A 24,679-nucleotide genomic window follows, 5' to 3' on the forward strand; every position below is an offset into this window, starting at 1 on the left:
TTCAGACTGCTGACAAACCCCATTTTTTTCGAAGTGGGGTTTTTTCATTGGCGCATTATCGGGAGATCAAAACAAAATTAAAATAGCTATCACATTTTCCATTAAGCCCCCTTGGCCGAAATATCCCAATGACAAGGCCGAATCTTCCCGGGAAATGGCGCAAAAAAGCAAGGCTTGCTGCCTCAAGCAGGCGTGCCATCTTCTTCATGTTCTGACACGCTGCCGCTAAAAGCGCCTGCCCCTTCACTTTCGATAAACCACGGTAACGCGCATAACGGTGACCGTGCAACTCTTTCGCATCCGCAAAACTGCGCTCTACCGTTTCCTGTCGCCGACGGTAAATCGCCTTGCCCTTTGCCGTCAGGCGATTGTCATGAACCTGTTCCTTGAAGCCCTGCCAAATATGCCGGGTGATCAGTTTTATCTGGTTGCGGCTCTGGGTACACTGCATAAGAAAGGCGCAGTCCGTACATTGCCCTTGTTGAGAGGCATATTCCCGGTACCCTGAACGGTTGGTCGTACGGTAAGGTAAAAGCTTTCCATTGGGACAGAGATAACAGTCTCCTTGAGGGTCATAGCTGTACTGCCGCTTGTAAAAGTAGCCCGCCTTGTGATTCGGACGACGGTAACCGATAACGCCGTATATGCCTCGCTCTATGAGTCCCTTGGCTATGTGTGGTGTGTCATAACCTGCATCCAAGCCTACGGCCTGTATCTCAAATCCAAAACGTGACTGCATCCTGTCAAGACGCTTCAGGTAAGGAACACTGTCATGGACATTTCCCGGCGTCACATGGGTGTCTGTGATCAGGGCGTACTTGCCGTCAACGGTGCGGTGGTCCAGGTAGTAAAAACCTTTGGGCTTGCCATCACGAACAAGGTAGCCAGCATCAGGGTCTGCCGGGCTGACTTTGATTTCTTTTTGTGAGGGCGGTTCGTCGTCTCTGTCTGAAAGGGGATTTTTGCCATGGGAATAACGGTCGGCTTCTATGGCGCTGTTGAGTTCTGCAAGGTAGGCAACGGGCTTTTGCTCAACAAGGTGACGTTCGTGACGGTTCTTGTTGGCCGAGGCTTTGAGGTGTGTGCTGTCACTGTAAAAAACGCGACCGCCTATTAATCCATGACGGATGCACTGCTCAACAATCTCGTCAAAAATGACTTGTTCTATGTCTGTGCCAGCAAAGCGACGACGGCGGTTCTGGGAAAGGGTGCTGGCGTCTGGAACACGGTCTGTCAGGCGTAAGCCTAAAAACCAGCGGTAGGCTACGTTAACCTGAATCTCACGCTCTATCTGGCGCTCTGATCTTATCCCGAATAGGTACCCAATGAAGAGCATCTTGAATAAAACTACGGGATCAAGGGCGGGCCTGCCATTGTCCGCACTGTAAAGATGGGCGGTGTGCTCTCTGATAAAGTCAAAATGGATGTGGCGGTCTATCAGTCTTAATAGATGGTCTTTGGGAACCAGTTCTTCAAGGGTGACCATCTCCAATTCGTGTTGCTGCGGTGTCGGTGTCTTTAGCATCAGAGCCTGCCTTTTATGCGGATATCTATAAGCAATTCCATTAAAGCAAAATCCCCGGCTTAACGCCAGGGACTTTGCAATACTTTGTCAGCAGTCTGAAGCCGGAGAATCCGGCTTTTATCTTTTTGTGACTGCCTGTTACCAGGAATTGCCACCGCGTTTGTGTGTTTCATCCTGTTTGGGCTTTTTGGCCGGAGCAGCCTGTTTGGAAGGACTCTTGGCCGTTTTGCTGTGTTGTGCCGGTTTGGCGGGTTTCTGAGCTTGTTTCTTTTCCATGTTGACCTCCTGTTAAAAGACACTGGTTAGGCGGACACGGAAAAGAAAGATTCCCGGCGCTGTTTCATTGATTGATACAGGACAAGCGGACATAAAACGGACTGCTTTACATTGCCTGCGGCAATGGCACCAAATCCTGCTTATCACCTGCGTTGTGTTCTGCCGGCAAAAGCCGGGTTCTGGCAACCGAATGACTCCTTCGGCCTGAAGCACTGGTTACAGGATATGCAGATGGCACGGCTGGTGTCGCCATCCTTCCACCGGTTCGGCAGGTCCGGCTCCACGATAAGGGGGCGGGAAAGTGCGATGGCTTCCAGTTTGCCCCTGTTTAACCATTCATGGATGCTCTTTGGCGTGCGATAACCGCATACGCTGATGACAGGAACTGAGATCTTTTCTGCTATTGACAGCGCAGCAGAAGCGTAAGGGGTCTCTTCTTCAGGCGTTTTGATCATGGGTACGGCCGACGATTCCGGCGTGACCGAGAGGCCGCCGCTGATTTCAATGGCATGGATGCCCCGGTTTTCCAGCGCCTGACATACCCAAAGACACTCTTCCTGTGTCAGGCCGGGTGTCGTCCTGTCACTGTTGTTGATCTTGATCCAGACAGGATAATCAGGCCCTACCCGTTCCCGGATAGCGTCATAAACCTCCATGACAATCCGGCTTCGTCCGGCAATATCCCCACCATAGGCATCGTCCCGCCTGTTGTAATACGGGCTCAGAAACTGGCTGAGCAGGTAGCCATGTGCTGCATGCAACTGTACGCCGTCAGCGCCCGCTTCCCTGCACCGGGCTGCGGTACCGGCAAAATGAGCCGCAACACCGGCGATATCCTCAGCCGTCATGGCCTGAACCGTGGCACCTGATGTGGTTTGCATGGCAGAAGCCCCCAAACGCGGGCCACCGCTCTCAATATGGCCTGCATGCACACCACAATGGCTTATCTGCACGACCAGGCGGCTTTTACTGGCATGAACCTGCTCGACTATCTGGCGTAATCCGGGGACAAACTGATCGTCATACGCCCTGATCATCTGCGCATTAATGGGCGAATTGGCATCAACCGCGACCATGCCGGTGATGATGATGCCCACGCCGCCTTTTGCCAGGGTTTCGTATATCCGGGCATATTCCGGATTGTAATCCCCCTTTGCATGATGTGAAAACTCAAACGTGGCGCTCCGGACGATGCGGTTTTGCGTGGCAATGCCGCCAAGACTGATCGGGTCATGCAGGGTTTTCATCGTTTTCTCCTCATATTCAAAGTTGGTCAAAAGCAGCCAGCATTTCCATAATCTGCTGGTGGTCTTTTCCCAGCTTGTGGCGGATATTTTCCTGTGCCGCTTTCCAGAGCAGCGTGCCTTGGGCAAGCGTATTCCTGCCGTTTTCCGTCAGATGCAACCGACGGCTGCGGCTGTTTTTCGGAGCACCGTCAGCGATACAGCCTGCCTTGATGAGGGGCTTCAGTGTACGAACCAGTGTGCTTTTTTCCAAGCTGACAGCCTCAGCCAGTTGGCCGGTGCCGCATCCTTGAATCCGGTTTAGCGCAACCAGCAGGGAAAACTGGTTTGCTGTCAGTCCGGTTGCTGCCAGCACCTCAGCGTAATAGCCGGTGATCCGGTTTGCTGCCCGCCGCATTCGTATGCAGTAGCATGGGCTGACGGTTGTCTCTTCTGCCGGATTCATGCCTTGCCTCCTTCAAATGATGTATATACACCATATGATAAATTATACAGGCTTGTCAACATGCTAAAGCGGGAAAATACCGAAATAAGCGCGGGATATAAAATTAATAAATTAAATTAAAAAGCGATTTTATTTACTTGTTTTATTTAAAATTTAAATAAAACGCATGCGCGTATCATTATCCGCAACCTTCATTAATCATCTTTGCGGCTTTGCACGCGTTCGATTACGAGCAGCAGCCCGATACCGGCTCCCATAATGGCTGCCGTAATGACCAGAATGGATGAGTAACTGCCTGTGGCTGTTACCAGATAGCCCGTGATCGCCGGGGCGATAATCTGGGCCACACCGTAACTCAGGGTCAGTTTTGCCATGGCTCTGGCCGGGTCATTCGGGTAGATACGGCCCACAATAGCCAGTGTCAGGCTGACAATGCCCATCCATGCGCTCATCAGAATGGCGCTGGCAAAACCGGCCCATGCCGAATCACTGAATACCGGCAGCAAAATGGAAACCGTCTGTACGATGAAGGCATAAATCAGCGTCCGGTTTTCTCCCAGGCGGCCCGCTACCTTGTCCCAGATAGTGCAGGCAGGTGCCGCGGCAGCCCCCACAACGATCCAGACCATGCTTCCCCTCCCCTCAAAAAACGGGGATGCCTCAAGAATGGAAACGATGTAGGTGGCGGAAATGACAAAGCCGAAACCGGCACAGAAATACATCAGGTTAAACAGGATCGACCATGTCCTGTCCGGCACAGGGTACTGCACCTGCCTTGATGAAAAGACGATTGCTTCCGGCTGCGGCATGAACAGCCAGGCAGGAACGAAGAAAAAGAGTCCCAGAACTGCCAGGCCGATCCACTGCTGATCCCAGGTGAGCCGTCCCGACATCCAGCCAACCGCAATGCCGGATACCACAATACCGAGACCCAGCCCGATAAGGTGAACCCCCAGTTGCGGCTTGAATCCTTTTCGCAGCAGCCAGTTCATTACGAGCCCGGAAGCCAGCAGAAGACCGGCAATGCTGGAAATCCCCGACAGGTATCGCAGGACAAGCCAGATAACCACATTGGTGGTAAATCCCATCGAAAATGTCGTGACAAGCGCTGTAACGAGCCCGATGCGGTAAAGCGTGTATTTGAATCTCAGGTTGCTGCTCCATGCCGCCAGCAATGCCCCGCTCAGGTAACCGGCATAATTCAGGGCGGCCAGCCATCCGCCCTGAATGTCCGTCAGGGGGATTCCCGCAGCATGATCGGCAAGAGCGGCGTATAGGCAAAGCGAGCCAGCCCCACGCTTAAAATCAGGGCAAACAGGCCAGCGCAGATGACCTTGAAATATTCCGTTCTGGTGGGACGGGTAATGGCAATACCGGGTGTACTCATAAATGGCTTCTGGTTTTACTGATATCCAGTTTATTCAGTTTGAGCATGTCATGCTTTCGATAGTATGACAAATACTATCTATAAAACGACATATCGCAAAAACCATGAAAAAACGCCATGAATGAAACAGGCTCCGTATCCCTGAAATGAAGACATTTCCCTTCGGTGTTTCTTTACGATCTAACTGCCTCTAATCGATCAGCACGCTGAAGAAGCTGTCTGTACCGGCCAGGATGACGAAAGAATTGCGAATGAGCGGGGGAGTTGTCCTGGATATACAAAATGGCACTGTCCGTCTGAAAATACACAAAAAAGAAGGACAATCCGTCACCCTGAAGTTTTCGTCCGGAGACTATAAAAAGCTGACAGGCAAACTGGTGTCATCGGATCAGTGGGCCAACATCCGGTTAGACCAGATCACGATGCCTGATGGCGGGTGATCCTTGGGCGGGTGATTTTGAGGTGACGCTAACGCTCAGCCGGTAACACCGGTGAAAAGCAAAAAGCAGGACATCACTGTCCTGCTTTTTTATTAAAAATCAACCCGGTCATTGCGCATGAAAGAGCGGGGTGATCGCAAGGAAAAAGACGTTTTACCGGCTCAGGTCGACCACCACCCTGCCCTGCATATTGCCTTCCATGATCTTCTCGGCATAGGCAATCGATTCGTCAAGGCTGATCATGTTGCCGATCTGTTTGAGCTTGGCCGGGTCCAGATCCTGTGCCAGGCGCCGCCATGCCTCAATACGCTCTTCACGCGGGCACATCACACTGTCAACACCAGCCAGGGTAACGCCGCGCAGGATAAACGGGGCTACGGTAGACGGGAACTCCATCCCCCCGGCCAGGCCGCATGCGGCAATCACACCGCGGTATTTCATGGTGGCGCAGATATTGGCAAGGGTATGGCCGCCGACCACATCAATAGCGGCAGCCCAGCGCTCACGTCCAAGCGGACGGCCCGGGGAGTCAAATTCCGAACGCGGCAGGATTTCCCTGGCGCCAAGCCCGGAAAGGAAAAAGCCTCTTTCCGCGTCACGGCCGGAAACTGCCACCACCTCATAGCCCAGCTTGGACAGAATGGAAACGGCAATGCTGCCCACACCGCCGGATGCGCCTGTAACCACCACCTCGCCCTTGTCCGGTGTGATACCCAGTTGTTCAAGACGTATGATGCAAAGCATGGCCGTATAGCCGGCTGTGCCGATGGACATGGCCTGCAAGGGGGTGAATTCTTTTGGAAGCGGAATCAGCCACTCTCCTTTCAGACGGGTTTTTTCAGCCAGGCCGCCCCAGTGGTTTTCGCCAACACCCCAGCCATTCAAAATAACGGTGTCTCCGGGCTTATACAGCGGGTTTTCGGAGCTTTCCACCACACCAACCAGGTCAATACCGGGCACCATCGGAAAGCGACGTACAACAGGGCCTTTTCCGGTAATGGCGAGGGCATCCTTGTAGTTCAGGGTAGAAAAGATGTTTTTGACTACCACATCACCTTCTGGCAGCTGGTCTTCTGAAATTTCTTTCACAGCAGCACGGTAGCCTGAATCATCTTTTTCTATGAGTATGCCTCGAAACATCGCTTTCTCCTTATGGTGTCGATCAATCAATAAAAGTCAGACCTTTTTCAAGCCGTCAAAAAAGGTTTGGGTAAATAAATCAAGCGGTGCAACACTTTGTTCCAGCCCCGCCTGCAATACGGCACCTTCCCACCCTGTCCAGAAAAAAGCGGCCATCCGGACACAGTCCACATGCGGGGAAATTTCCCCGGCTTCCTGCGCGGCCAGCAGTACTGCCGCGACTCGCGCCTTCCAGTCAGCGAAAATGGCGGTAAGCCCTTCCCGGAAACTGTCGGGCAAAACCGGGATTTCCTGCCCGAGCTTGCCAACCAGGCAGCCGCGCCTGAACCGGTATTTTGCCATACCTTCCCTGGCATCTTCCACAAAAGCCTGCAGCCGTGCCATCGGGGTATTGGCCGTATGACTGAAATGCTTTTCCAGCTTGTGCGCAAAAAAATCGCCGTATTGCCGGATAAGCTCCAGCCCGAAAGCTTCCTTGCTCTTGAAGTAATAATAAAACGAGCCTTTGGGCACCCCGGCCTGTTTCAGTATCTCATCCAGCCCGGATGCCGAAAAGCCCTTCTCCGTGACAATCTCAAGACCGGTGCGCAACAGCAAATCGCGCGTTTGAAGCGGCTTGGGCTGTTTTGGCGGACGCCCTCTTCGTTTCGGCACGGGTGTGTCGTATTGCATAGCCATATATTAGACCGATCGTCTATAAAAAGTCAAACAGGTCATTGACACCCGATGAAGGCCTCTGGATTGAGGCTATACTGATACCTGACATCCAACCGGACAGATCCGCCATGAAACATCTCAACAAACGTGCGGCCTGTGGCGTATGGTGCCTGGCAGATACCACGACCCTGATAACCGATGATGCCGCCACTACCCGCATCCGTTATTCAACAGGCTATCCGGGGCTGGATGCGCTCATGAATGCGGAAAATCCGGGGCATACCGAGGGTGTTGAGCGGTTTTGTTCTGACAATGGAAAGGATTGCGACGAATATGAGTGGGAACGGGATGTCGGTTTTCGCATTACGCCGACGGTATCTCCAGGCGATGCTTCCACGATTCGATAGCGCCGGTTTCCAGTCTTCTTGCCAGTGTCTGCTTCCAGCTCTCTGAAAGCGTTTCTGTTTCCATGAGGCGCCGCCAGATGACAGGATCATGAGCGGGGGCGGCATGTTCATTGCCAAACATGATGAACATGGCTTCTTTGATGCTGATATTGCTGCCCTGTGCTGCCAGGGAAAAAGGCATGTCGTTGCTGACCATGCCGGTTTTCAATACCCGGTACAGCCATCCGCAACATGCCTGTTGCTGCATGATCAGGGCAAGCCCTGGCCAGTCAAGATGCATGTCAAGCCGGTAACAGGGGGAACGGGGCTGGCTTACCTGTATGAGTGCCTCGCCCCAACTGAAGATATCGCCAATATGGACATCACCTTCGTCAAAACCGGCAACAGACAGGTTTTCCCCGAATAAAGCCGGCTCAAAGCGGGCACTGTGTTCCGGAATACGTTTTTTCCACCAGTCATAATGCGCCGGGGGATACTGCAGCAAAGCACGATCCGGCCCGCCATGATGCCGCTTCATTTCCTGCTCATCGCTGGCAAGACCTGTAGGGGTGAGCATCAACGGCAGCATTATTTCTGATTTGCCGATAGCGCTTGTTAACCCGTTGGCATAGGTTTTTACCCTGCCGCTGAAAACCCGCAGTTTGCGCATGCCTTCCAGTTCCGTTTCAGTTTTTCCTGAAAAGCAGCGCACCGATAAACAGGCCGGCGACACCAGCGATTGCCAGGCTTTTCAAGGGGTGTTTCCTGACAAGGGATGCGGTTTTTTCAGCACAGGTGGTAATGCGCTCCGTCAAGGCCAGGCTATGCACGAAACAGGCTGCCTCATCCCCGTCTTCCTTTCCGCACAGGATACGGCATGGCGTCGGGAAGGCACCAAGCCCGCATGGCCCTTTTTCACTGGCACTGTTATCCAGGGATTCAATCCGGATAATCCGTGCGGTGTTTTCTTCAGTAGTGGATGTCATGTCTTTATTCTTTTCGAAGTTTTTCTTTTCCATCAATGCTTCACACTGGCCGGATGAAGCATGATTTCCATATCCGCCTGCGGCGAATTGCTGACCGGCTGGATGCCAAACTGCTCAACGAGCAACTGTAATACATTATCCGTCATAAATTGCGGCAAAGTCGGTCCCAGGCGAATGCCGCGAATACCCAGTGAAAGCAGCGTCAGCAAAATGGCGACCGCTTTTTGCTCGTACCAGGACAGCACAAGAGAAAGCGGCAGATCATTCACCTCGCAGCCAAAGGCATCCGCCAGCGCCTGTGCAATCAGGATAGCACTATAGGCATCATTGCACTGGCCGATATCCAGAAGACGAGGAATCCCTTCAATTTCTCCCAGATCACGATCAAAAAAGCGGAACTTCCCGCAGGCAAGCGTCAGGACCAACGTATCAGATGGCGCATTTTCCACAAACTCCGTGTAGTAATTGCGACCGGGCCTGGCGCCGTCACAGCCGCCCACCAGGAAAAAATGACGGATTGCCCCTGATTTTACCTTTTCCACAATGTTTTCAGCCAGTCCCAGGACGGCATGGTGCGCAAACCCTGTCATGACGCTTTTTTTGCGGAAAAGCCGAAGCCGCTTCTTCCGTATACCCTTCAAGCGCCAGTGCCCGTTCGATGACAGCGGAAAAATCGCCGTTTTTGACATAGGCAACACCAGGCCAGCCAACAAGACCTGTCGTAAAGACATTATTGATATAGTCCGGCCCGGGGCGCTGGATACAGTTGGTTGTAAACAGGATGGCGCCGGGAAAGCGCGGCATTTCTGTCTGCTGGTTTTGCCATGCCGTGCCAAAATGCCCTGCCAGATGGGCAAAGCGTTTCAGCTCAGGGTATCCATGTGCCGGCAGCATCTCGCCATGGGTATAGATATTGATGCCTTTTCCTTCCGTCTGCACCAGCAGGTCGTACAAATCCTTCAGGTCATGCCCCGTAACAAGGATGGCCTTTCCCGCCCTGGGAGACAGGGAGACACTGGCGGGTTCCGGATGTCTGTAAGTGCCCGTATTGGCCGTATCCAGCAGTTTCATAGCTGCCAGATTGCTTTTCCCGCATGCCATGACGGCATCAACCCATTCAGGGAGCGCCGGATTGGCGCCATCAAACCCCATTGCCAGCCCCTTGAACAGATCCAGATACAGCGCCTCATCTTCATGGCCCAGGATCGCAGCATGATCCACATAGGCGGCTACCCCTTTCAAGCCATATAACAGCGTCTGTGCCAGGGAATGGCAATCCGGGTCATCCGCCAGCTTTTGCGTTGATACCAGATTGGCCTGCCGGATCAACCCGGCCCGCTTGTCTGCCGGCTGGAAAACGCTGACAGGCAGCGATGAGGCGGAATCATGCGGCGACATCATCCGGTTTCTGCTTTCTGCCACCTCATGAAGTATGGCTGTCAGCGCCGCTGGATCGAAATTGACATTGGTGAGCGTGGAAAAAAGCGCACGGGCACAGAGCCGCCCGGCTTCCTTTATGTCATGGCCTTTTGCCGACGCGTCCAATCCGGCAACAGCCAGTCCCCTCAGGGTATACACGATCAAGTCCTGCAAAGTCGCCACTTCCGGGTTTTTCCCGCATACCCCTGCTGCAATGCAGCCCGTGACAGGCAGGGTTTGTTCACACTGGTTACAAAACATGATGGGTTCCTTTCTGTTTCATTGTCATCCAGCTTATCAATGCGGCAATGGCGTAAAAACCCCTATCGAAAGGGGGTCTTCTGCTGTTTTTTCCATAAAAATAGCCCATAACCTTGTCATGGGCTTTGCGGTAAGACGAGAAAGTGGCGTTTAGGTTTAGGCTTAGTCTAGTGCAGGGCCGCCGTTTCCCGTAATTGTCTTTCAGCCAGGTGATGGCCTGTGCGATCCGGTTGCTCTGGCTATCCAGCGTATTGACCATGCGCATGAAGCCGCCCTGCGGCCCGATCAGCATGCGGTAATGGATTTCCCGGATGATCATGGGCGAAAGCACAGGTATCTGGTCCGGCTTTTCCAGCAATTCCAGAAGCCGCAGGAAAGCATCGAGCACATCCGGATCGACTCGGGCAATGGAGATGTTTTTTTCATCTTCATCCGATTCCAGCCTCGTCTGGGGCAAAATCTCTGCCGCCAGCTGGGTGGCCAGGAATTTGTCCACATTCAGCGCCATCACCAGAAAAGGCTTTTCCGGTGACGCTTCATAAACATAAAATGGAGAGTATCGTATCTGTTGTTAAGGGGAACAAGTGGCCGCATTCTGCACCCACATGGGCGGGCTGGGGCAGTATTTTGCCCATTTTGAAAAACAGGCATCCCCTGCCTCGGTTCTGGAAGGAGTAGACATCTTCAAGCCAACACGCAGCAAGGCGGCAGCAACGGACGCGGAACTTGAAACATGGCTGGATAAATTGCTGCAATCATAGCCCAGAAAGCATCAGAAAATCGATGAAAAAAAAGGGAAGGAAAGGGATTCTTGCGCTGCTTGTCGCCGCAGGCACAATGATGCTGGGCGCATGCGCCATTATGAGCCAGAGCAAATTCGGCAGGCATCCGGAAGGAGAACATCTGGCGTTTGCCGAAAAGTCTCCGCACTATGTAGAGGGAGAGTTCAAAAATCTTACCCCTACCCCGATGTTTACGGATGACAGCACGGTTGTTTCCGTTTTGTTAAAGAGCCTTTTTACCAGCAAGGAAAGGCCAGTGCCCAAAGGCCCTGTCCCCTCCGCCAAGACCGATCTGCACGCCCTTTCCCGGGATAAAGACGTGGTTATCTGGCTGGGACATTCCTCCTATTACATGCAGCTTGGGGGCAAATGCATCCTCATCGACCCCGTACTGAGTCCCTACGCCAGCCCCTTTTCCTTTACCAACCGGGCATTTGAGGAAAGCAATGTCTATTCTCCTGAAGACATACCAGATATCGATTACCTGCTGATTTCGCATGACCACTGGGACCACCTCGATTATGAGACGGTGATGGCGCTAAAGCCGCGTGTCAAACGTGTCATCACCGGGCTGGGCGTCGGTTCTCACCTGGATTATTGGGGATATCCCAAGCACAAGATCCGTGAGGCGGACTGGTATACCGCGCTTGAGTTGGAAGACGGCATGCGCATCCACATCCTCCCGGCCCGCCATTTTTCCGGACGCGGACTCACACGCAACAAGACCCTCTGGGTGAGCTTTGCCCTGGAGTCGCCCGGCAGGCGGATTTACTTTAGCGGTGATACCGGCTATGGCCCCCATCTTGCCGAAATCGGCAACCGGTTTGACGGATTCGATCTTGCCATCCTGGAAAACGGCCAGTATGACAAACGCTGGGCAACCATCCACATGATGCCGGAAGAAACCGCGCAGGCGGCTGTTGAACTCAAGGCAAAGGCCCTGCTTCCCGCCCATTCGGGCAAATTTTCCATTTCATACCATGCCTGGGATGACCCTTTCATCCGGATAGCCAAAGCCAGCGAAGACAAGCCTTACCGGCTGCTGACGCCAGTGATCGGTGACAGGGTGGACCTTGAAGACGAAACCCAGCTTTTCCCATACTGGTGGGAAGGCATGGAATAACATCCCCCTTCGTGAGTCAATGGCAAGCCGGTCAAATTTCTTGCGCAATGCTGGAAAAAGCAGCTCACAAGGTTGAGATATCGCATATCGCGCCCTGGCATACTCAATATACTCATCCGGACATTATCAGGTTTCGTACTGCCGCTTCCGGATTCCTTTTTCCTCGCCCGTTATCTTGCTGCTAGCTTTTGTTTTATCCCAAAAGGCATCCTGAAGCATTTTACGTGTTGCAGCATCTCAAATAGCCTGTGTTGGCAGCTGTCGGAAACACTTGGAGAACGAATATGAAAAACATGAAAATTGGCTCCAGACTGATCCTGGGTTTTTTGGTTGTTATTGCGCTTCTGATCGGTATGGCAGGAACTGGCGTCTTTGAAATGCGCTTGATAAACCAGGGCATAGAAAACATGATGGAAAATACCATCAGTGTAGAACGCCGGGCACGTGAATGGGCAAGAGCCGCCGCGTCACAAGGCGCGACCGTTTGTGCACTGTCTTATGCGACCGAACCGGAAATGCTTCAGCATTTTGTCACCACATACCTCGGCTACCGTAAAGTCATCGACGATGAGATGAAATATATTTACGAATCCTCCCTCACAAAAGAAGAAGAAGACATGCTCAAGGATATCGAGGGAAAGCGCACCGCCTTCCGTGACGTCGCGATGACGCTGTTCAAGCTGAAAAACGTCAGCCCAACGGGAGAATTGCTTGGCGAGCACCCGCCTTTTTCAGAAGTAAAGGAACATCTCCTGACGAAAGTCATACCGGCAAGAGATGCCTATGTCAAAGCCGTCGATAATTTCCGCGACTTTGGAATCAAAAAATCGTACGAACAGGAAACAAGCATGTATGCGGGCTATCGCCGGGCGCTTATCATCATGATCGTTATTTCAATTGCTGCCGTTTTAGTCGCCCTCATCATGGCATGGCGGCTGACAGTTGGTATCACTCGTCCGCTTGATAACGCGCTGAAAGTGGCAGAGACGGTTGCCTCCGGTGATCTGACCAGCCATATCGAGGTCAGCAGCACGGATGAAACCGGGCGGCTCATGCAGGCGCTGAAAAACATGAATGAATGCCTGTTTGAAGCGATTGTCCAGGTGCGCCAGAGTGCAGAAACCATCGCCACCGCGTCTTCTGAAATTGCGTCAGGCAACCAGGATCTCTCTGCCCGGACCGAAGAGCAGGCCAGTTCACTTGAGCAAACCGCATCCAGCATGGAAGAGATTACCACCACAGTACGCCAGAATGGCGACAATGCAAAGCAGGCCAACCAGTTGGCCTCCCAGGCGGCGGAGGTGGCAACACGCGGTGGAGAAGCGGCAAGGCATGTCGCCCACACCATGAACGACATATCCGAATCCTCCAGCAAGATTGTCGACATCATCAGCGTGATCGATGGCATCGCTTTTCAGACCAATATCCTGGCCTTAAATGCCGCCGTGGAAGCTGCCCGTGCAGGCGAACAGGGACGAGGCTTTGCCGTGGTGGCAACCGAAGTGCGGAGTCTTGCCCAGCGCAGTGCGACAGCAGCACGCGAAATCAAGAATCTCATTGATGATTCTGTCCACAAGGTTTCGACCGGCACCGAGCTTGTCAATAACGCAGTCGACACCATGCTGGAGATCGGGGAAAGCATTACCCGGGTCAATGACATCATGAACGAAATTACCATAGCCACCCAGGAGCAGGTACAGGGTATTGAGCAGATAAACCTGGCTGTAAGCGAAATGGATACTACCGCGCAGCAGAATGCGGCACTGGTTGAAGAAGCTGCCGCTGCTGCGGAGAGCCTGCAGGATCAGGCCAAAACCCTTGTCGGCGTCGTAAACCTGTTTAATATTGGCGGCAAGCGCATGCATATTGACACGCATTCCTCCCATGCCAAAAAGAAAGCGGCTGCACCGGCCCGGCAGTTGAGTTCACCTCCCAAGAAAACATCCTCAGGCACACATTCTGATATCCCGGCCTCGGAAAACAGTGAGGATTGGGACGAATTCTGACTCCCCCCGGATCTACCAAAAAAACCGCCAGTACCTCATGAACTGACGGTTTTTTTGTGGAACCCATCGAAAAAACACCAGGGATCCTTATCAAGGATAAACTTTAATAACATATTGTTTTGCAATCAAAACGCATGTGAATTAATTTGGAGTAATCAAACCGTTTTCCCGGGGTAAAAAGCGGCAACACAGCATCCACACAGAATTTCCCGCTGCTGATAAAGTCAGGGCATAAATAACAAACAGGCTGCCTGTTGTTCATAACCGGATGTTTTAAAAACCTGTTCCCCCGGCTCCCTTTGCCATCCGCATTGACTATCCTTCCCTCACCATCAATTGACAATGATTATCATTTGCATTGATAATTCCTTTTTGTATTACCGTTTTCCGACTCCCCTGATGCAGCAGATATCCCCCTTGTTTTTCCGTTCATTTCCCCGACGTGCAAAGGCGGCACTGGTAGCCAGTGTCCTCTGTTCTATGGCGCTTTTAGCCGGGTGCAAGCCATCTGACAAGCCGGCTGCCGCTGTTCCGGCAAATGGCACGATCCCAAAAACCGTCGTGGTGTTTGATCTCGCCTCCTTAGATACGCTTAAAGCGCTCGATGTGGAAATCACCGGCGTTCCCGCCTTTACTTACCCGCCTGCCCTGGCAGACTATTCCAGTGACCGGTACGAGAAAGTCGGCTCGCTGTTTGAGCCGGATTATGAAGCGGTCAATGCCCTGGCCCCCGATCTCATCATTGTGGGAGGCCGTTCGTCACCCAAATATGCCGATCTGGCCAAAATAGCGCCGACCATTGACCTGCCTGTCGATATCAAGCATTTCAAATCGAGCGTTTTTGCCAATATCCGGACACTGGCGCAGCGTTTCGGAAAAGTCACGCAAGCCGAAGCCAAAATCCAGGCGCTGGAAAAATCCATCGCAGAACTCAAAACGAAAACGGCTGATAAAGGAAAAGGTCTGCTGATTCTCACGACAGGTGGCCGGATCAGCGCTTATGGGTCCGGTTCCCGTTTTGGTGTCATACACGACGAATATGGAGTCTCTGCCGCTGCCCCCGGCATCAGTGAAGGAAACCATGGGCAGCCGGTGTCGTTTGAATTTATCCGGCAGGTTGATCCGGACTGGCTCTTTGTCGTGGACAGGGATGCCGCCATCGGCAAGAAAGGCGTATCGGCAAAACAGCTGCTGGATAATGAACTGATCAGGAATACCAGGGCATGGAAGAGAAACCAGGTGGTTTACCTTGATCCGGCCGGCTGGTATCTCATTGGCGGCGGCCTTGGCGCCATGCAGAAAAATGTGAATGACCTGCTGGAAACCTTCGAAGCAAAGCGCTAAAGCGCGTTGCGAGGGCAGTTGATGAAAAACGGGCTTCCAGGCAAAACGATCATCCTTTCCACAAAAAGCCGTACCGCCGTGGATAAATCATCCGAGCGGATTGCGGCCTCAAAGCGTGTCCTGCTGTTTCTGCTTGCCTGCCTTTTTGTCGCGGGTCTTGCCGTTGTCAGCCTCTTTGTCGGCGCCAGCGATGTCTCCCCTTCGGTCTTCTTTTCCTCAGGCAGCAGTCAGGCGCTGGAAGTGTTGATGATCAGCCGCATCCCGCGGACAATCGCCCTGTTGCTGGCGGGCATGTCCATGGCAGTTGCCGGCGCCATTATGCAGATGCTGGCACGTAACCGTTTTGTCGATCCTTCCACCACCGGCACGGTTGAATCAGCCACGCTAGGCATCCTTGTCATCATGCTGTTTGCGCCGGAAATGCCCGTCATGGGAAAAATGCTGTCCGCCTCGGTCTTTGCGCTTGCCGGCAGCGCCCTCTTCATGCTGGTTCTCAAGCGGATTCCCCTGCGTTCTCCCCTTATTTTGCCGCTTGTCGGTATCCTGCTTGGCCGGATCGTCAATGCAATTACCACTTTCATCGCCTACCGGTATGACTTTATCCAGTCCCTTTCCGCATGGACAACCGGAGATTTCTCAGGGGTACTGCGCGGCCGGTATGAGCTGCTCTGGCTCTCCTTTGCACTTAGCATAATCGCCTATATTGCCGCAGACCGCTTTACCGTCGCCGGGCTGGGTGAGAATTTCACCACCAATCTCGGGCTGAATTACCGGCGTGTCCTGGTTTTCGGGCTGGTTATCGTCTCAATGGTTACCGCCAGTGTGGTGGTTACCGCCGGTATGCTGCCTTTTCTTGGCATCATCGTTGTCAACGTCGTCAGCCTGCTTTTCGGTGACAACCTGCGAAAAACCCTGCCCTGTATCGCGCTTTTCGGCGGCGGTCTGGTACTGGCCTGTGATTTGCTGGGGCGTGTTATCCGCTACCCGTATGAAATCCCGGTGGGTGCCCTGATGGGGGTCATGGGGGGCGCGGTATTCCTGTTCATCATCCTGAAAAAACGGGGAGGTGTGCAGTGAAAATAACCTTGCGCCCTGCCCCTGTCCTTGTTTCGCTCTCCTTTCTGGCGCTTTTCTCCATCATCGCCTTCATGACAGTCAATGCACATGGACGCTGGGATTTTATCCTGCCTTTCAGGAGTGTCAGGCTGGCTGCCCTGGTGCTGGTAGGCTACTCTGTTGCCGTTTCCACGGTGCTTTTCCAGACCGTCAGCAACAATCGCATCCTGACACCGTCCATCATGGGCTTTGACAGCCTGTACCTTTTCATCCAGACCGTCTTCGTGTTTCTTCTGGGGGCTTTTGTCGGCTCGTCTTTCCCTTCCCTGCTCCTCTTTTTCTGCCAGGTTGTTGTCATGGTTGCTTTTGGCTGCCTGCTGTATGGCTGGATGCTCACCAGGGGATCGCACAGCCTGCATCTGTTGCTTCTGGCAGGGATTGTATTCGGCTTTCTTTTCCGGGGCGCCTCGTCCCTGATGCAACGGATGATTGATCCCAATGATTTCGTTGTACTGCAGGATCGTTTTTTTGCCAGTTTCAATGTCACGGACACCCGCCTTCTGGCGGTTTCCGGCGGAATTGTTCTGCTGGTTTCACTTTTCGGGCTGCGCTACAGCCACTTTTATGATGTGCTGGCTCTGGGGCGCGAAACTGCAACGAGCCTGGGCGTGAATTACCGCCGCACGGTGACGGTGGTACTGGTGATCATTACCATCCTGGTTTCCGTTTCCACCGCGCTGGTGGGGCCGATAACCTTTCTCGGGCTGATCGTGGCCAATCTGGCCTACCATCTGGCAAGAACATTCAGGCACCGTGTCATCCTGCCGGTTGCCGTCCTGCTTTCCGTCATTTTCCTGGTTGGCGGACAAATGATCCTGGAGCATTTCTTCGCCTTCAATACCGCCCTTTCCATCATTATTGAATTCATTGGGGGCCTCTTTTTCATCGGTCTCCTGGTAAAAGGAGGCTCACAATGATCGAACTCTCCCACGTCAGCAAGGTATATGGCGAAACGCCCGTCGTGGATGATATTTCCCTTGTCATTCCCGCGGGGGGTATCACGTCCCTGATCGGTCCCAATGGCGCCGGAAAATCCACCCTGCTTTCCATGATCAGCCGTATCACACCCATGACAGGCGGCACCGTGACCGTGGACGGGCTCGATGTCAGCACTACCGCCGGGGATATCCTGGCGAAAAAGCTCTCTTTCCTGCGCCAGGATAACGTGCTGTCGGTTCGCCTTACCGTGCGTGATCTGGTGACTTTCGGCCGCTATCCTTATTCAAAGGGGCGCCCGACAGAAAAAGACCGGGAATACATTGATCGCGCCATTGCCTTTTTAGCGCTCGATGACATTGCGTCACGCTTTCTGGATGAGCTTTCCGGCGGGCAGCGGCAACGGGCTTTTGTTGCCATGGTGCTCTGTCAGGATACGGATTACCTGCTCCTGGATGAGCCTTTGAACAGCCTGGATATGCGCCATGCGGTGGACATGATGAAGCTGCTTCGCCGCCTGGCTGTCGAATTCGGCAAAACCATCGTCATCGTCCTGCATGACATCAACTTTGCCTCCAGCTATTCCGACCATATCATTGCGCTCAAAAATGGCCGCGTCATCAGGCAGGGGCCGCCTGCCGACATCATGAATGCCGAAGCGCTGCGTGCCATTTATGACATGACTATCAACGTCCAGGAAATCAACGGCATACCCATTGCGATTTATTATGCGTAAGCCGGACCGGGCCAATTACCGTCTGGCGGCAACAAAGCCGGTGGCAGCAAAAACAATGGCTTTTTTAAATTTCCCTTTCCCGCCACAATTCTAATGATAAACATCAAAAACACGCTACAGCTATTTGTTTATTAACTATTTTTCACGATAAAAATAACACTTGATATCGAAATGACATCACATATCGTGCAGAAAAGACCTTATCAAAGAATAAGCTGAAAAAGGCCCCTTTGTTCCCGGTTTTGATTAGGAGATATCCGGATAAGATATAACTTAAGAGTCATTTCAATCAAGGTGAGACCATGAGCATCAAAGAACTTGCCGCTAAAATCCAGTTTGGCGTTGCTGCCCCCGCCTACCAGAGCAAAAGTTCAGGGACCGATTTTGAAGACATCCTCCTGAAGATACAGGAAGAGCTGAAAACCGTTGAAACCCATTACAAGGCAAACCTGCTGTCCACAGACAGCCTTTCTCCGAAAAAACAGCATCCTTCGTCAGAACAAACCGATCTGCTTGGGCTTTCCCCGCTGTTCAAGATGGATGCTGCGGAGTTTTCACTTTTGGATGATTTGCTGATGATGGCGCTGGAAGATACCCAACTGGCAAAACAAGCCAAACAGGCGACTGGAGAAGAGGCAAACAACCCTGAATTCCAGGTAAGCGAAAGATACAGGATGGACCTGTCAAAAATAGGCGGGTTGCTGACAAAGCTGGCTTGATGGCACAAGCCGGCAGAACGGAGAAAAACAATGAAACGCAATGTCCCTTCTTTTAGAGAGGATGCTTCCTCCCCGCCTGATCCGGGTAAAAGTACCGTCAATGCCGTTTTTGAAAAAATCATGGAGGGGCAGCCCTGTTGCCCCCTGCCTGCCGGGATCATAAACGGCGATGCGGCGGATCTTTCCTTGCTGCGAAAGGTGCGGCACCAGCACCGGAGAATTATTTCAGCTTCTCCTGTGATGCCGGATCAGATGGTCAGAAATGCATTGGAAAAAGTCCGTCAGACATCAAGGGACAGCCTGGAAAAGACATGATGACATTTTGTCATGCCGATGGGCTTATGCCCCTTTACAATCAATGTCTGGGAAGACAGGGAATTTTATGAGGCAGTCAAAGCCACGGGCCGCAAAAAGCGCCTGATGGTTGCCCTGTGGACTGAAGCCTGCCTGACCTTCCCCACCCTGAAGGCCCTTGATCGTGCGAATCCGTTGTTCCAAATCCGGGTCCGGCTGTGACCCGGCAGAGGAAAAAACCGGCAGCGCCAGCAAAAGAAATGCCATCAGCCTGACAGGACTGAAGCGGAAAAATGAAGAAATCCTGCGCATGGTTTTACTCCTTAACACCCTGAGGTAACCGGGCATCCCACCAGCCGAGCCGCGCGCCGAGTTTGCGGACGGTGGATTGTAATAAAAGGCGCCGAAATGGCTTCATCATTGCCTCTGGGCTTCTTATGCTGCCGCAGGCTGATCACTTACTGCAGGTTGATCTGTTACCGCGGGCTGGTTTTTCTCTTTCTCTTTTTCCAGGAAATCGTGGATATGTTCGTAATGCTCATCCACCAGTCTCGTCGGCTCGGCCCCGCCGACCAGCACCTCGGGCAGCCGTGCCAGGCTTTCCCGGATAGCCTGGCCTTCGCCTGCCTCGCAGGCCCCGGAGGTTTCACAATATGCCGCAAACACCTTTACCTCATTGAGGAGGGTTTCCGGGCGGTGGCTCATCCAGGGGGTATTGCTGCCCAGCCCGTCCCCACCGGCCAGAAGGTCATCCGCAATGACAATAATCCGGTCGATAATGGCGCACATCCGGTCAAGGTAAGGCTGCCCTTTTGCCTTGTCTTTCTGGTATTCGGCAAAAAGGGTGGAAAAATCCCGCCCGACTTCCGACCCGAGCTGCATGTATTCTGTCAGCTTTCCCTGTCCCTGCAAGGCATGCATCCTGAGACGGAGCGCCTGATCCTTCTTGAAGTCCAGTGTTTCTTCCGTGCACGGCGCCTGGGCCATTGCCGGAAGACCCAGCGCCAGCATGAGAACAAATACCAGATGTTTTCCCATTTCCGATCCCTTTCCTGCTGATGAGACAAGACACTTATCCTGTTACCTTAAACCATCAGAAGCAAAAGTGCCAGCCTGAAAAAACGCCTTTATCTCAGCGAAAAAACAATAGGCATGCTTATCCGTGCGGGCACCGGGGGCGCAGGAAAAGGGCTGGCGCGCTGGATGGCTTTCAGCGCCGCCTCATCCAGTAATTCATGGCCGCTGCTGGTTTTGATCCGCAGTGCGTCAATATGGCCATCTTTTTTGATAACAAACTGGCAGGTAACGGTTCCCGTTATGCCAACACGCCTTGCCTGGGAGGGATAGGCCAAGTGTTTTCTGATATGCAGCAGGATATAACTGTAGTTATGCCGGACGTAGCTCCGGGCCAGGCCTTCCCCCTCTTCGGAGCCGCTGCCAGTACGGTTCCCCTGCCCCATTCCTGCTTCGGGATTGCCGCCATTACTGTCTTTTCCCTCATCTGCCCCCTGTGCCGGTGTCCCTGCTTTTTCTGTCTCTCCCTCGCCCGCCGATGTGACGGGTGTGTTATCTGGAGACGGGCGCGCGGATAGGGCTGATGCGGTTTTCACGCCGGATTCAGCCCGGGGTTTTCCTTCGGGACGTCGGCTGTTATTTCGGGTATTCTTTCTGGTTTCAAGCCCTTGGGTTTCCGGCATATCGCCGGACGTGATTTCCGGGTCACCCCCCGCATCGGGTGGCCCCCAGGCAACCGTTGAGAAATCCACCACAAGCATCTCCCTGGAAGGTGGCGCGCCATCGGTCATCAGCACGAAAACTGCGGCAATAACCACCAGATGCACCGTCAGTGACGCGATGGCGCCTTTGAGATAGCGGTTCATTTTTCCGTCTGGACGCTGATCCGGTTAAATCCCTGTTTTTTGAGAAGATCCACCATCGTGACAAAGGGCTGGATAGGCAACTCCCTGTCCGCGCTGATCAGGATATTTTTATCCCGGCTTTCTTCCGAAAGGCGCGACACCAGCTGTGCCTCATCGATTTTTCTTTCATCCAGGTAAACCGAGCCGTCTTTCGCCATTTCCAGATGGAGCGCGGCCTGGGTCGTGTTTTGTCCGGATTCGGCTGTGGGCAGGTTCACATGAATCACGCCCCTCACCATGAAGTTTGCTGTTACCAGCACAATGACGATCAGTACCAGCATGACGTCCACCAGCGGGACGACATTGATTTCCGCAAAGTTATCCCTCATGGCTGATATCCCATTCCAGCAGAATATTCCGCGCTTTTCTGGCAAGGAAGTTATACAGGACAACCGCAACAATGGCGACAACCAGCCCGATTGCCGTGGCCTTCAAAGCCAGCGCCAGCCCCAGCATGATGATCGATGTCTCGATACTGGATGTTGCCCCAATGTTGTAGAAAGTGAGCATGATCCCCAGCACCGTTCCCAAAAGCCCGATATAAGGCGCATTGCTGGCAACCGTGCCGATAAAGTGAATGTTTTTTGCCAGTTGCAGTTCCAGCCGGTTGCGCGAGGCATAGGCGACAGGATCGACCCGCCGATAAAACAGGTAACGTTCCACAGCCAGCGCCACCACAACCAGGGAAAGCAGAAAAAGCACCCCGATAACCCCATAATCAATCAGATCAGCCAGCCATTCCATCGTATTTTCCGTAAGTAGTGATAATTTGTTGTAAAAGCGAAGGCTTCAAGCCATACAGTGAGGAAATTTCAGAAGGCGTGACGATTTCCCCGACAGGGCCGTCTGCAATAATGCGTCCTTCATTCATCAGGATGGCGCGCCCGCCGAGAAACAGCGCATGCTCCGGGTGATGCGTTGTCAGCATGAATGCCATACCCTTTTCCTTCGTGCTGGCGGCTGATAATGAGTGGATGGTTTCCAGCAGATAAAACTGGTTGCCATAGTCCAGCCCGGTAACCGGCTCATCCATGATGAAATACGTTCCGCCCTGCGCCAGTGCCCTGGCAATCAGTACCAGTTGGCGCTCGCCCCCGGAAAGTTCCAGGTATGAACGCTGCGCAAATTTTTCGATACGGACTTTTTTCAGCGCATCATGGGCGGCGTCATAATCGCTTTGGGCGTACTTAAACCAGGAAGCGCCTGAAACTCGCGACATCAGCACCATATCCAGCACGCTGTAGTTGAAAACCCCGTGATGCTGCTGGGGCACATAACTGAGCATCCGGGCCAGCTCGGCATGGCGCATAAGGGCAATGTCTTTTCTGTCAATACACACACGGCCTGTTTTTACCGGCAAAAGCCCCAGTATGATTTTCAGCAGGGTGGATTTCCCGCTGCCATTGGGCCCCAGGATATTCACGATCTCCCCCGGTTTGACCGACAGCGAGATATCCTCCAGCGCCGGTGTGTTTTTCCCATAGGAAAATGACAGATTACTTATCTCGATCATTGCCAGCTCCTGCGATTCATGTAAAGCGACACGACAAACACCGGCAGGCTGACCAGCGAGGTATAGACCCCGATGGGTAATTCAGCAGTAAATACCGTCCGGGCAATGCTGTCGGTGACCAGCAGGAATATTGCCCCGGCCATGGCAGAGGCTGGAAGCAGTATACGGTTGTCCGGCCCGGTCAGAAAACGCATGATGTGGGGAATCACCAGCCCCACCCAGCCAACAATGCCCACCAGCACAACGGTAAAGGCACTCAGCAATGTCGCACACAGGATAATACGCAGCCTTGCCGCCCTGACGGCAACGCCCATCGAGAGGGCTTCCTCATCTCCCATGCTGAGCACATTCGTGACCTTGCCCTGTGTACACAGGTACCCGGTCAACAGCAGCATGGGAATGCCGACCCATAAAATGGTATGGGCTTCCACACGGGCAAACGAGCCCATCAGCCAGTAAGTAAGCTCCGGCAGTTGCTTTTCCGGGTCCGCCAGAAATTTCATGAGGGCGGTAAGCGAAGTAAAAAAGGAGGCGCTGATAATACCGCCCAGCAGGAGGATCAAAATCGACCGCCAGCGAAAAAAAGCCGAAAAGAAAAGCGCAAATCCGACCGCGACGCAGGCAAAAAGAAAGGCCAGGATCTGGGTGGCCATCCAGGAATCGTGAAAAAACACCATCCCGATACCAGCACCGAAAGAAGCCCCTGCCAATACCCCTAAAATACCGGGAGAAACCAGCGGGTTCATGAACATGGACTGGTAGGCTCCACCCGAAATCGCCAGGGCAGCTCCCACCAGCAGGGCAGCGGCGATCCGCGGCAGCCGGACATAGATGAGCGCAATATACTGGTTTTCCTGCAGGGCAGTCAGGGATTCCCCCCGCACAAGCGCATAAAACAATTCCACCGCATGGGCAGGTGTCAGCTCACTGAAACGCCCGATGAAAAGGACGGTCAGCGCTGTGAGCGCCATCAGGAAAAAAGAAGCGGCAGGGCCAATCGTCTCATTGCTTCAGGATAGTTTTTATCTGTTCCCCGGACAAATCCAGGCGGAAGAAAAGCCGGAGAAAACGGTCTGTCTCCTCCGGCAGGTCAATCGGGCATAAATCCGGGTGCAGCTTGACGGCCAGCCACTGAATGCCGATAAAGCGCATGAAAGACGCCGGCCTGTCCAGCCAGCTGAAAGGCTCATGCGGCACAAAATATACCCTGCCCTCCCGCACCGCCCGCAGCACCTTCCACCGGCTGTCTGCTGAAAAGCGCGCCTGGAATGTCGGGTGATTGATTATGATAACGTCCGGATCGTAATTCATGATCTGCTCAAAGGAGATCTTCATGATGGATTCGCGCATCTCGTGCGGGCACTGGTGCACATTGCTCCCCCCTGCCAGCCGGATCGCCTTTGAGCGGGTGGAGCCATCGCAGGTGGTTGTCAGGCCATCCACATCCTGCGCCATATAGACACGCACCCGCTTTTTTTCAGGTAGATTTTTCAGCATTCCGCCAACCTTTTTCAGGGCATCTTCCCCATAGCCGCCCAGGGCGTTGCCCCGATCAGGCATATTGAAGGTTTTGCCCAGGTTGCGAAACATGCTGATATTGTCCTCCAGTGTGACATTGGGCATCACCACCAACGGGATATTCAACTGCCTGAGTGATGTAATGATGGCGTCCCCCCGGGCACGGTCACCACTCAAGAGAAATGCCATATCCAGATGACTCTTCAGCAGGATTTCCCGATCCGGAATCATGCCCTTGCCATACCAGCCCCCCAGCACCGGCAGCTTCTGGTATTTTTCCGGGATATATTTCTTTTCATAATCCCGCAAAATGCCATTCCACCCCGCCAGGAGGTCCGGATTGAAGACATACAGCGCAAAACTGGAGGGAAAGGTCGCCCCGTATACGCGAGGCAGCTTTTCTTCGGCATGAGCCGTGATGCTCATAAAGCACAACATCACGGCGAGAATAACCCTTTTCATTTCCTGTTTCTTTCCTTTACAGATACAGCGCAGCCCCATGAACCG

At 53.2% G+C, this 24,679-nt stretch carries 32 protein-coding genes and 1 pseudogene; 13 read left to right on the forward strand and 20 right to left on the reverse strand.

Annotation, left to right across the window (positions count from 1 at the left end):
* Positions 1-55 precede the first annotated feature (55 nt).
* From NB640_RS00005 to NB640_RS00030, 6 genes are all read right to left on the reverse strand, one after another.
* Positions 56-1,525, reverse strand: a complete 1,470-nt coding sequence (locus NB640_RS00005) for an IS1182 family transposase (RefSeq protein WP_269308866.1) — start codon at positions 1,523-1,525, stop codon at positions 56-58.
* A gap of 138 nt (positions 1,526-1,663) precedes the next feature.
* Positions 1,664-1,801: a hypothetical protein gene (locus tag NB640_RS00010; RefSeq protein WP_269309099.1), complete on the reverse strand. Its 138-nt coding sequence runs from the start codon at positions 1,799-1,801 to the stop codon at positions 1,664-1,666.
* 143 nt (positions 1,802-1,944) lie between these two features.
* Positions 1,945-3,048: an NADH:flavin oxidoreductase gene (locus NB640_RS00015; protein ID WP_269309100.1), complete on the reverse strand. Its 1,104-nt coding sequence runs from the start codon at positions 3,046-3,048 to the stop codon at positions 1,945-1,947.
* 16 nt (positions 3,049-3,064) lie between these two features.
* Positions 3,065-3,490 carry a MarR family winged helix-turn-helix transcriptional regulator gene (locus NB640_RS00020; RefSeq protein ID WP_269309101.1) on the reverse strand — a complete coding sequence of 142 codons (426 nt, stop codon included), beginning with the start codon at positions 3,488-3,490 and terminating at the stop codon, positions 3,065-3,067.
* 194 nt (positions 3,491-3,684) lie between these two features.
* Positions 3,685-4,734, reverse strand: coding sequence for a YbfB/YjiJ family MFS transporter (locus NB640_RS00025; RefSeq protein WP_332880246.1), 1,050 nt, complete (start codon positions 4,732-4,734; stop codon positions 3,685-3,687).
* Entirely contained in the window at positions 4,725-4,877 is a 153-nt protein-coding gene (locus NB640_RS00030; RefSeq protein WP_269309102.1) for a hypothetical protein, read from the reverse strand. The genes NB640_RS00025 and NB640_RS00030 overlap by 10 nt, the downstream gene beginning before the upstream one ends.
* A gap of 251 nt (positions 4,878-5,128) precedes the next feature.
* On the opposite strand from NB640_RS00030, the gene NB640_RS00035 reads away from it, so the two are divergent.
* Positions 5,129-5,317, forward strand: coding sequence for an LSM domain-containing protein (locus NB640_RS00035; RefSeq protein WP_269309103.1), 189 nt, complete (start codon positions 5,129-5,131; stop codon positions 5,315-5,317).
* Positions 5,318-5,470: 153 nt separating this feature from the next.
* Here the strand turns inward: NB640_RS00035 and acuI are convergent, their stop codons facing one another.
* Positions 5,471-6,457, reverse strand: a complete 987-nt coding sequence (acuI, locus tag NB640_RS00040) for an acrylyl-CoA reductase (NADPH) (protein ID WP_269309104.1) — start codon at positions 6,455-6,457, stop codon at positions 5,471-5,473.
* A gap of 36 nt (positions 6,458-6,493) precedes the next feature.
* Positions 6,494-7,129, reverse strand: coding sequence for an acrylate utilization transcriptional regulator AcuR (acuR, locus tag NB640_RS00045; protein ID WP_269310463.1), 636 nt, complete (start codon positions 7,127-7,129; stop codon positions 6,494-6,496).
* A 113-nt stretch (positions 7,130-7,242) separates the two neighbouring features.
* Between acuR and NB640_RS00050 the strand changes: the two genes are divergently transcribed.
* A complete protein-coding gene (locus NB640_RS00050) occupies positions 7,243-7,521 on the forward strand; it encodes a hypothetical protein (protein ID WP_269309105.1) in 279 nt (92 codons plus the stop codon).
* Here the strand turns inward: NB640_RS00050 and NB640_RS00055 are convergent.
* The 5 genes from NB640_RS00055 to NB640_RS00070 are packed head-to-tail and all read right to left on the reverse strand — an operon-like array spanning position 7,478 to position 10,731.
* Positions 7,478-8,170 (reverse strand): MOSC domain-containing protein, encoded by a 693-nt coding sequence (locus NB640_RS00055; RefSeq protein ID WP_269309106.1) that lies wholly within the window; start codon positions 8,168-8,170, stop codon positions 7,478-7,480. The two genes, NB640_RS00050 and NB640_RS00055, sit on opposite strands and share 44 nt — an antisense overlap.
* 16 nt (positions 8,171-8,186) lie before the next feature.
* Positions 8,187-8,486, reverse strand: a complete 300-nt coding sequence (locus tag NB640_RS00060; protein WP_269309107.1) for a glycine zipper domain-containing protein — start codon at positions 8,484-8,486, stop codon at positions 8,187-8,189.
* A 32-nt stretch (positions 8,487-8,518) separates the two neighbouring features.
* Positions 8,519-9,076: an anaerobic carbon-monoxide dehydrogenase catalytic subunit gene (locus tag NB640_RS12935; RefSeq protein ID WP_332880217.1), complete on the reverse strand. Its 558-nt coding sequence runs from the start codon at positions 9,074-9,076 to the stop codon at positions 8,519-8,521.
* Positions 9,036-10,166, reverse strand: a complete 1,131-nt coding sequence (gene hcp, locus NB640_RS00065; RefSeq protein ID WP_332880218.1) for a hydroxylamine reductase — start codon at positions 10,164-10,166, stop codon at positions 9,036-9,038. The genes NB640_RS12935 and hcp overlap by 41 nt, the downstream gene beginning before the upstream one ends.
* Positions 10,156-10,731: an AraC family transcriptional regulator gene (locus NB640_RS00070; RefSeq protein ID WP_269310464.1), complete on the reverse strand. Its 576-nt coding sequence runs from the start codon at positions 10,729-10,731 to the stop codon at positions 10,156-10,158. The genes hcp and NB640_RS00070 overlap by 11 nt, the downstream gene beginning before the upstream one ends.
* A 19-nt stretch (positions 10,732-10,750) precedes the next feature.
* On the opposite strand from NB640_RS00070, the gene NB640_RS00075 reads away from it, so the two are divergent.
* From NB640_RS00075 to NB640_RS00125, 11 genes and pseudogenes are all read left to right on the forward strand, one after another.
* Positions 10,751-10,927 (forward strand): hypothetical protein, encoded by a 177-nt coding sequence (locus NB640_RS00075; RefSeq protein WP_269309108.1) that lies wholly within the window; start codon positions 10,751-10,753, stop codon positions 10,925-10,927.
* 22 nt (positions 10,928-10,949) lie between these two features.
* Positions 10,950-12,071 carry an MBL fold metallo-hydrolase gene (locus NB640_RS00080; protein ID WP_269309109.1) on the forward strand — a complete coding sequence of 374 codons (1,122 nt, stop codon included), beginning with the start codon at positions 10,950-10,952 and terminating at the stop codon, positions 12,069-12,071.
* Positions 12,072-12,355: 284 nt separating this feature from the next.
* Positions 12,356-14,077: a methyl-accepting chemotaxis protein gene (locus NB640_RS00085; protein WP_269309110.1), complete on the forward strand. Its 1,722-nt coding sequence runs from the start codon at positions 12,356-12,358 to the stop codon at positions 14,075-14,077.
* Between the two features lie 342 nt (positions 14,078-14,419).
* Positions 14,420-15,421 carry a siderophore ABC transporter substrate-binding protein gene (locus NB640_RS00090; protein WP_269309111.1) on the forward strand — a complete coding sequence of 334 codons (1,002 nt, stop codon included), beginning with the start codon at positions 14,420-14,422 and terminating at the stop codon, positions 15,419-15,421.
* A gap of 21 nt (positions 15,422-15,442) precedes the next feature.
* Positions 15,443-16,498: an ABC transporter permease gene (locus NB640_RS00095; RefSeq protein WP_269309112.1), complete on the forward strand. Its 1,056-nt coding sequence runs from the start codon at positions 15,443-15,445 to the stop codon at positions 16,496-16,498.
* Complete coding sequence (locus tag NB640_RS00100) at positions 16,495-17,454, forward strand: iron chelate uptake ABC transporter family permease subunit (protein WP_269309113.1); 960 nt, start codon at positions 16,495-16,497, stop codon at positions 17,452-17,454. The genes NB640_RS00095 and NB640_RS00100 overlap by 4 nt, the downstream gene beginning before the upstream one ends.
* Entirely contained in the window at positions 17,451-18,209 is a 759-nt protein-coding gene (locus NB640_RS00105; protein WP_269309114.1) for an iron ABC transporter ATP-binding protein, read from the forward strand. Before NB640_RS00100 ends, NB640_RS00105 begins: the two co-directional genes overlap by 4 nt.
* A 302-nt stretch (positions 18,210-18,511) precedes the next feature.
* A complete protein-coding gene (locus NB640_RS00110) occupies positions 18,512-18,928 on the forward strand; it encodes a hypothetical protein (protein WP_269309115.1) in 417 nt (138 codons plus the stop codon).
* Positions 18,929-18,958: 30 nt separating this feature from the next.
* Positions 18,959-19,243 (forward strand): hypothetical protein, encoded by a 285-nt coding sequence (locus NB640_RS00115; RefSeq protein WP_269309116.1) that lies wholly within the window; start codon positions 18,959-18,961, stop codon positions 19,241-19,243.
* A 36-nt stretch (positions 19,244-19,279) separates the two neighbouring features.
* Positions 19,280-19,402 (forward strand): annotated as a pseudogene (locus NB640_RS00120) (hydrolase); the annotation flags it as partial.
* A gap of 4 nt (positions 19,403-19,406) precedes the next feature.
* Positions 19,407-19,562, forward strand: coding sequence for a hypothetical protein (locus tag NB640_RS00125; protein ID WP_269310471.1), 156 nt, complete (start codon positions 19,407-19,409; stop codon positions 19,560-19,562).
* 95 nt (positions 19,563-19,657) lie between these two features.
* Here NB640_RS00125 and NB640_RS00130 read toward each other — a convergent pair whose 3' ends face one another.
* From NB640_RS00130 to NB640_RS00160, 7 genes are all read right to left on the reverse strand, one after another.
* Complete coding sequence (locus NB640_RS00130; protein WP_269309117.1) at positions 19,658-20,260, reverse strand: hypothetical protein; 603 nt, start codon at positions 20,258-20,260, stop codon at positions 19,658-19,660.
* A gap of 89 nt (positions 20,261-20,349) precedes the next feature.
* On the reverse strand, positions 20,350-21,102 hold the full coding sequence (locus NB640_RS00135) for a TonB family protein (RefSeq protein ID WP_269309118.1): 753 nt from the start codon (positions 21,100-21,102) through the stop codon (positions 20,350-20,352).
* The gene (locus NB640_RS00140; protein WP_269309119.1) at positions 21,099-21,470 is read right to left on the reverse strand and encodes an ExbD/TolR family protein; all 372 of its coding nucleotides are present in this window, start codon (positions 21,468-21,470) and stop codon (positions 21,099-21,101) included. Before NB640_RS00140 ends, NB640_RS00135 begins: the two co-directional genes overlap by 4 nt.
* Positions 21,460-21,885, reverse strand: a complete 426-nt coding sequence (gene exbB / locus NB640_RS00145; protein ID WP_269309120.1) for a TonB-system energizer ExbB — start codon at positions 21,883-21,885, stop codon at positions 21,460-21,462. The genes NB640_RS00140 and exbB overlap by 11 nt, the downstream gene beginning before the upstream one ends.
* Positions 21,869-22,654: an ABC transporter ATP-binding protein gene (locus NB640_RS00150; protein ID WP_269309121.1), complete on the reverse strand. Its 786-nt coding sequence runs from the start codon at positions 22,652-22,654 to the stop codon at positions 21,869-21,871. The genes exbB and NB640_RS00150 overlap by 17 nt, the downstream gene beginning before the upstream one ends.
* Complete coding sequence (locus tag NB640_RS00155; protein WP_269309122.1) at positions 22,651-23,625, reverse strand: FecCD family ABC transporter permease; 975 nt, start codon at positions 23,623-23,625, stop codon at positions 22,651-22,653. The genes NB640_RS00150 and NB640_RS00155 overlap by 4 nt, the downstream gene beginning before the upstream one ends.
* Before the next feature lie 31 nt (positions 23,626-23,656).
* Entirely contained in the window at positions 23,657-24,634 is a 978-nt protein-coding gene (locus tag NB640_RS00160) for an ABC transporter substrate-binding protein (RefSeq protein ID WP_269309123.1), read from the reverse strand.
* Positions 24,635-24,679 lie beyond the last annotated feature (45 nt).

Origin of the sequence: Oxalobacter vibrioformis, assembly GCF_027118995.1 — a bacterium.
Taxonomy (GTDB): domain Bacteria; phylum Pseudomonadota; class Gammaproteobacteria; order Burkholderiales; family Burkholderiaceae_D; genus Oxalobacter; species Oxalobacter vibrioformis.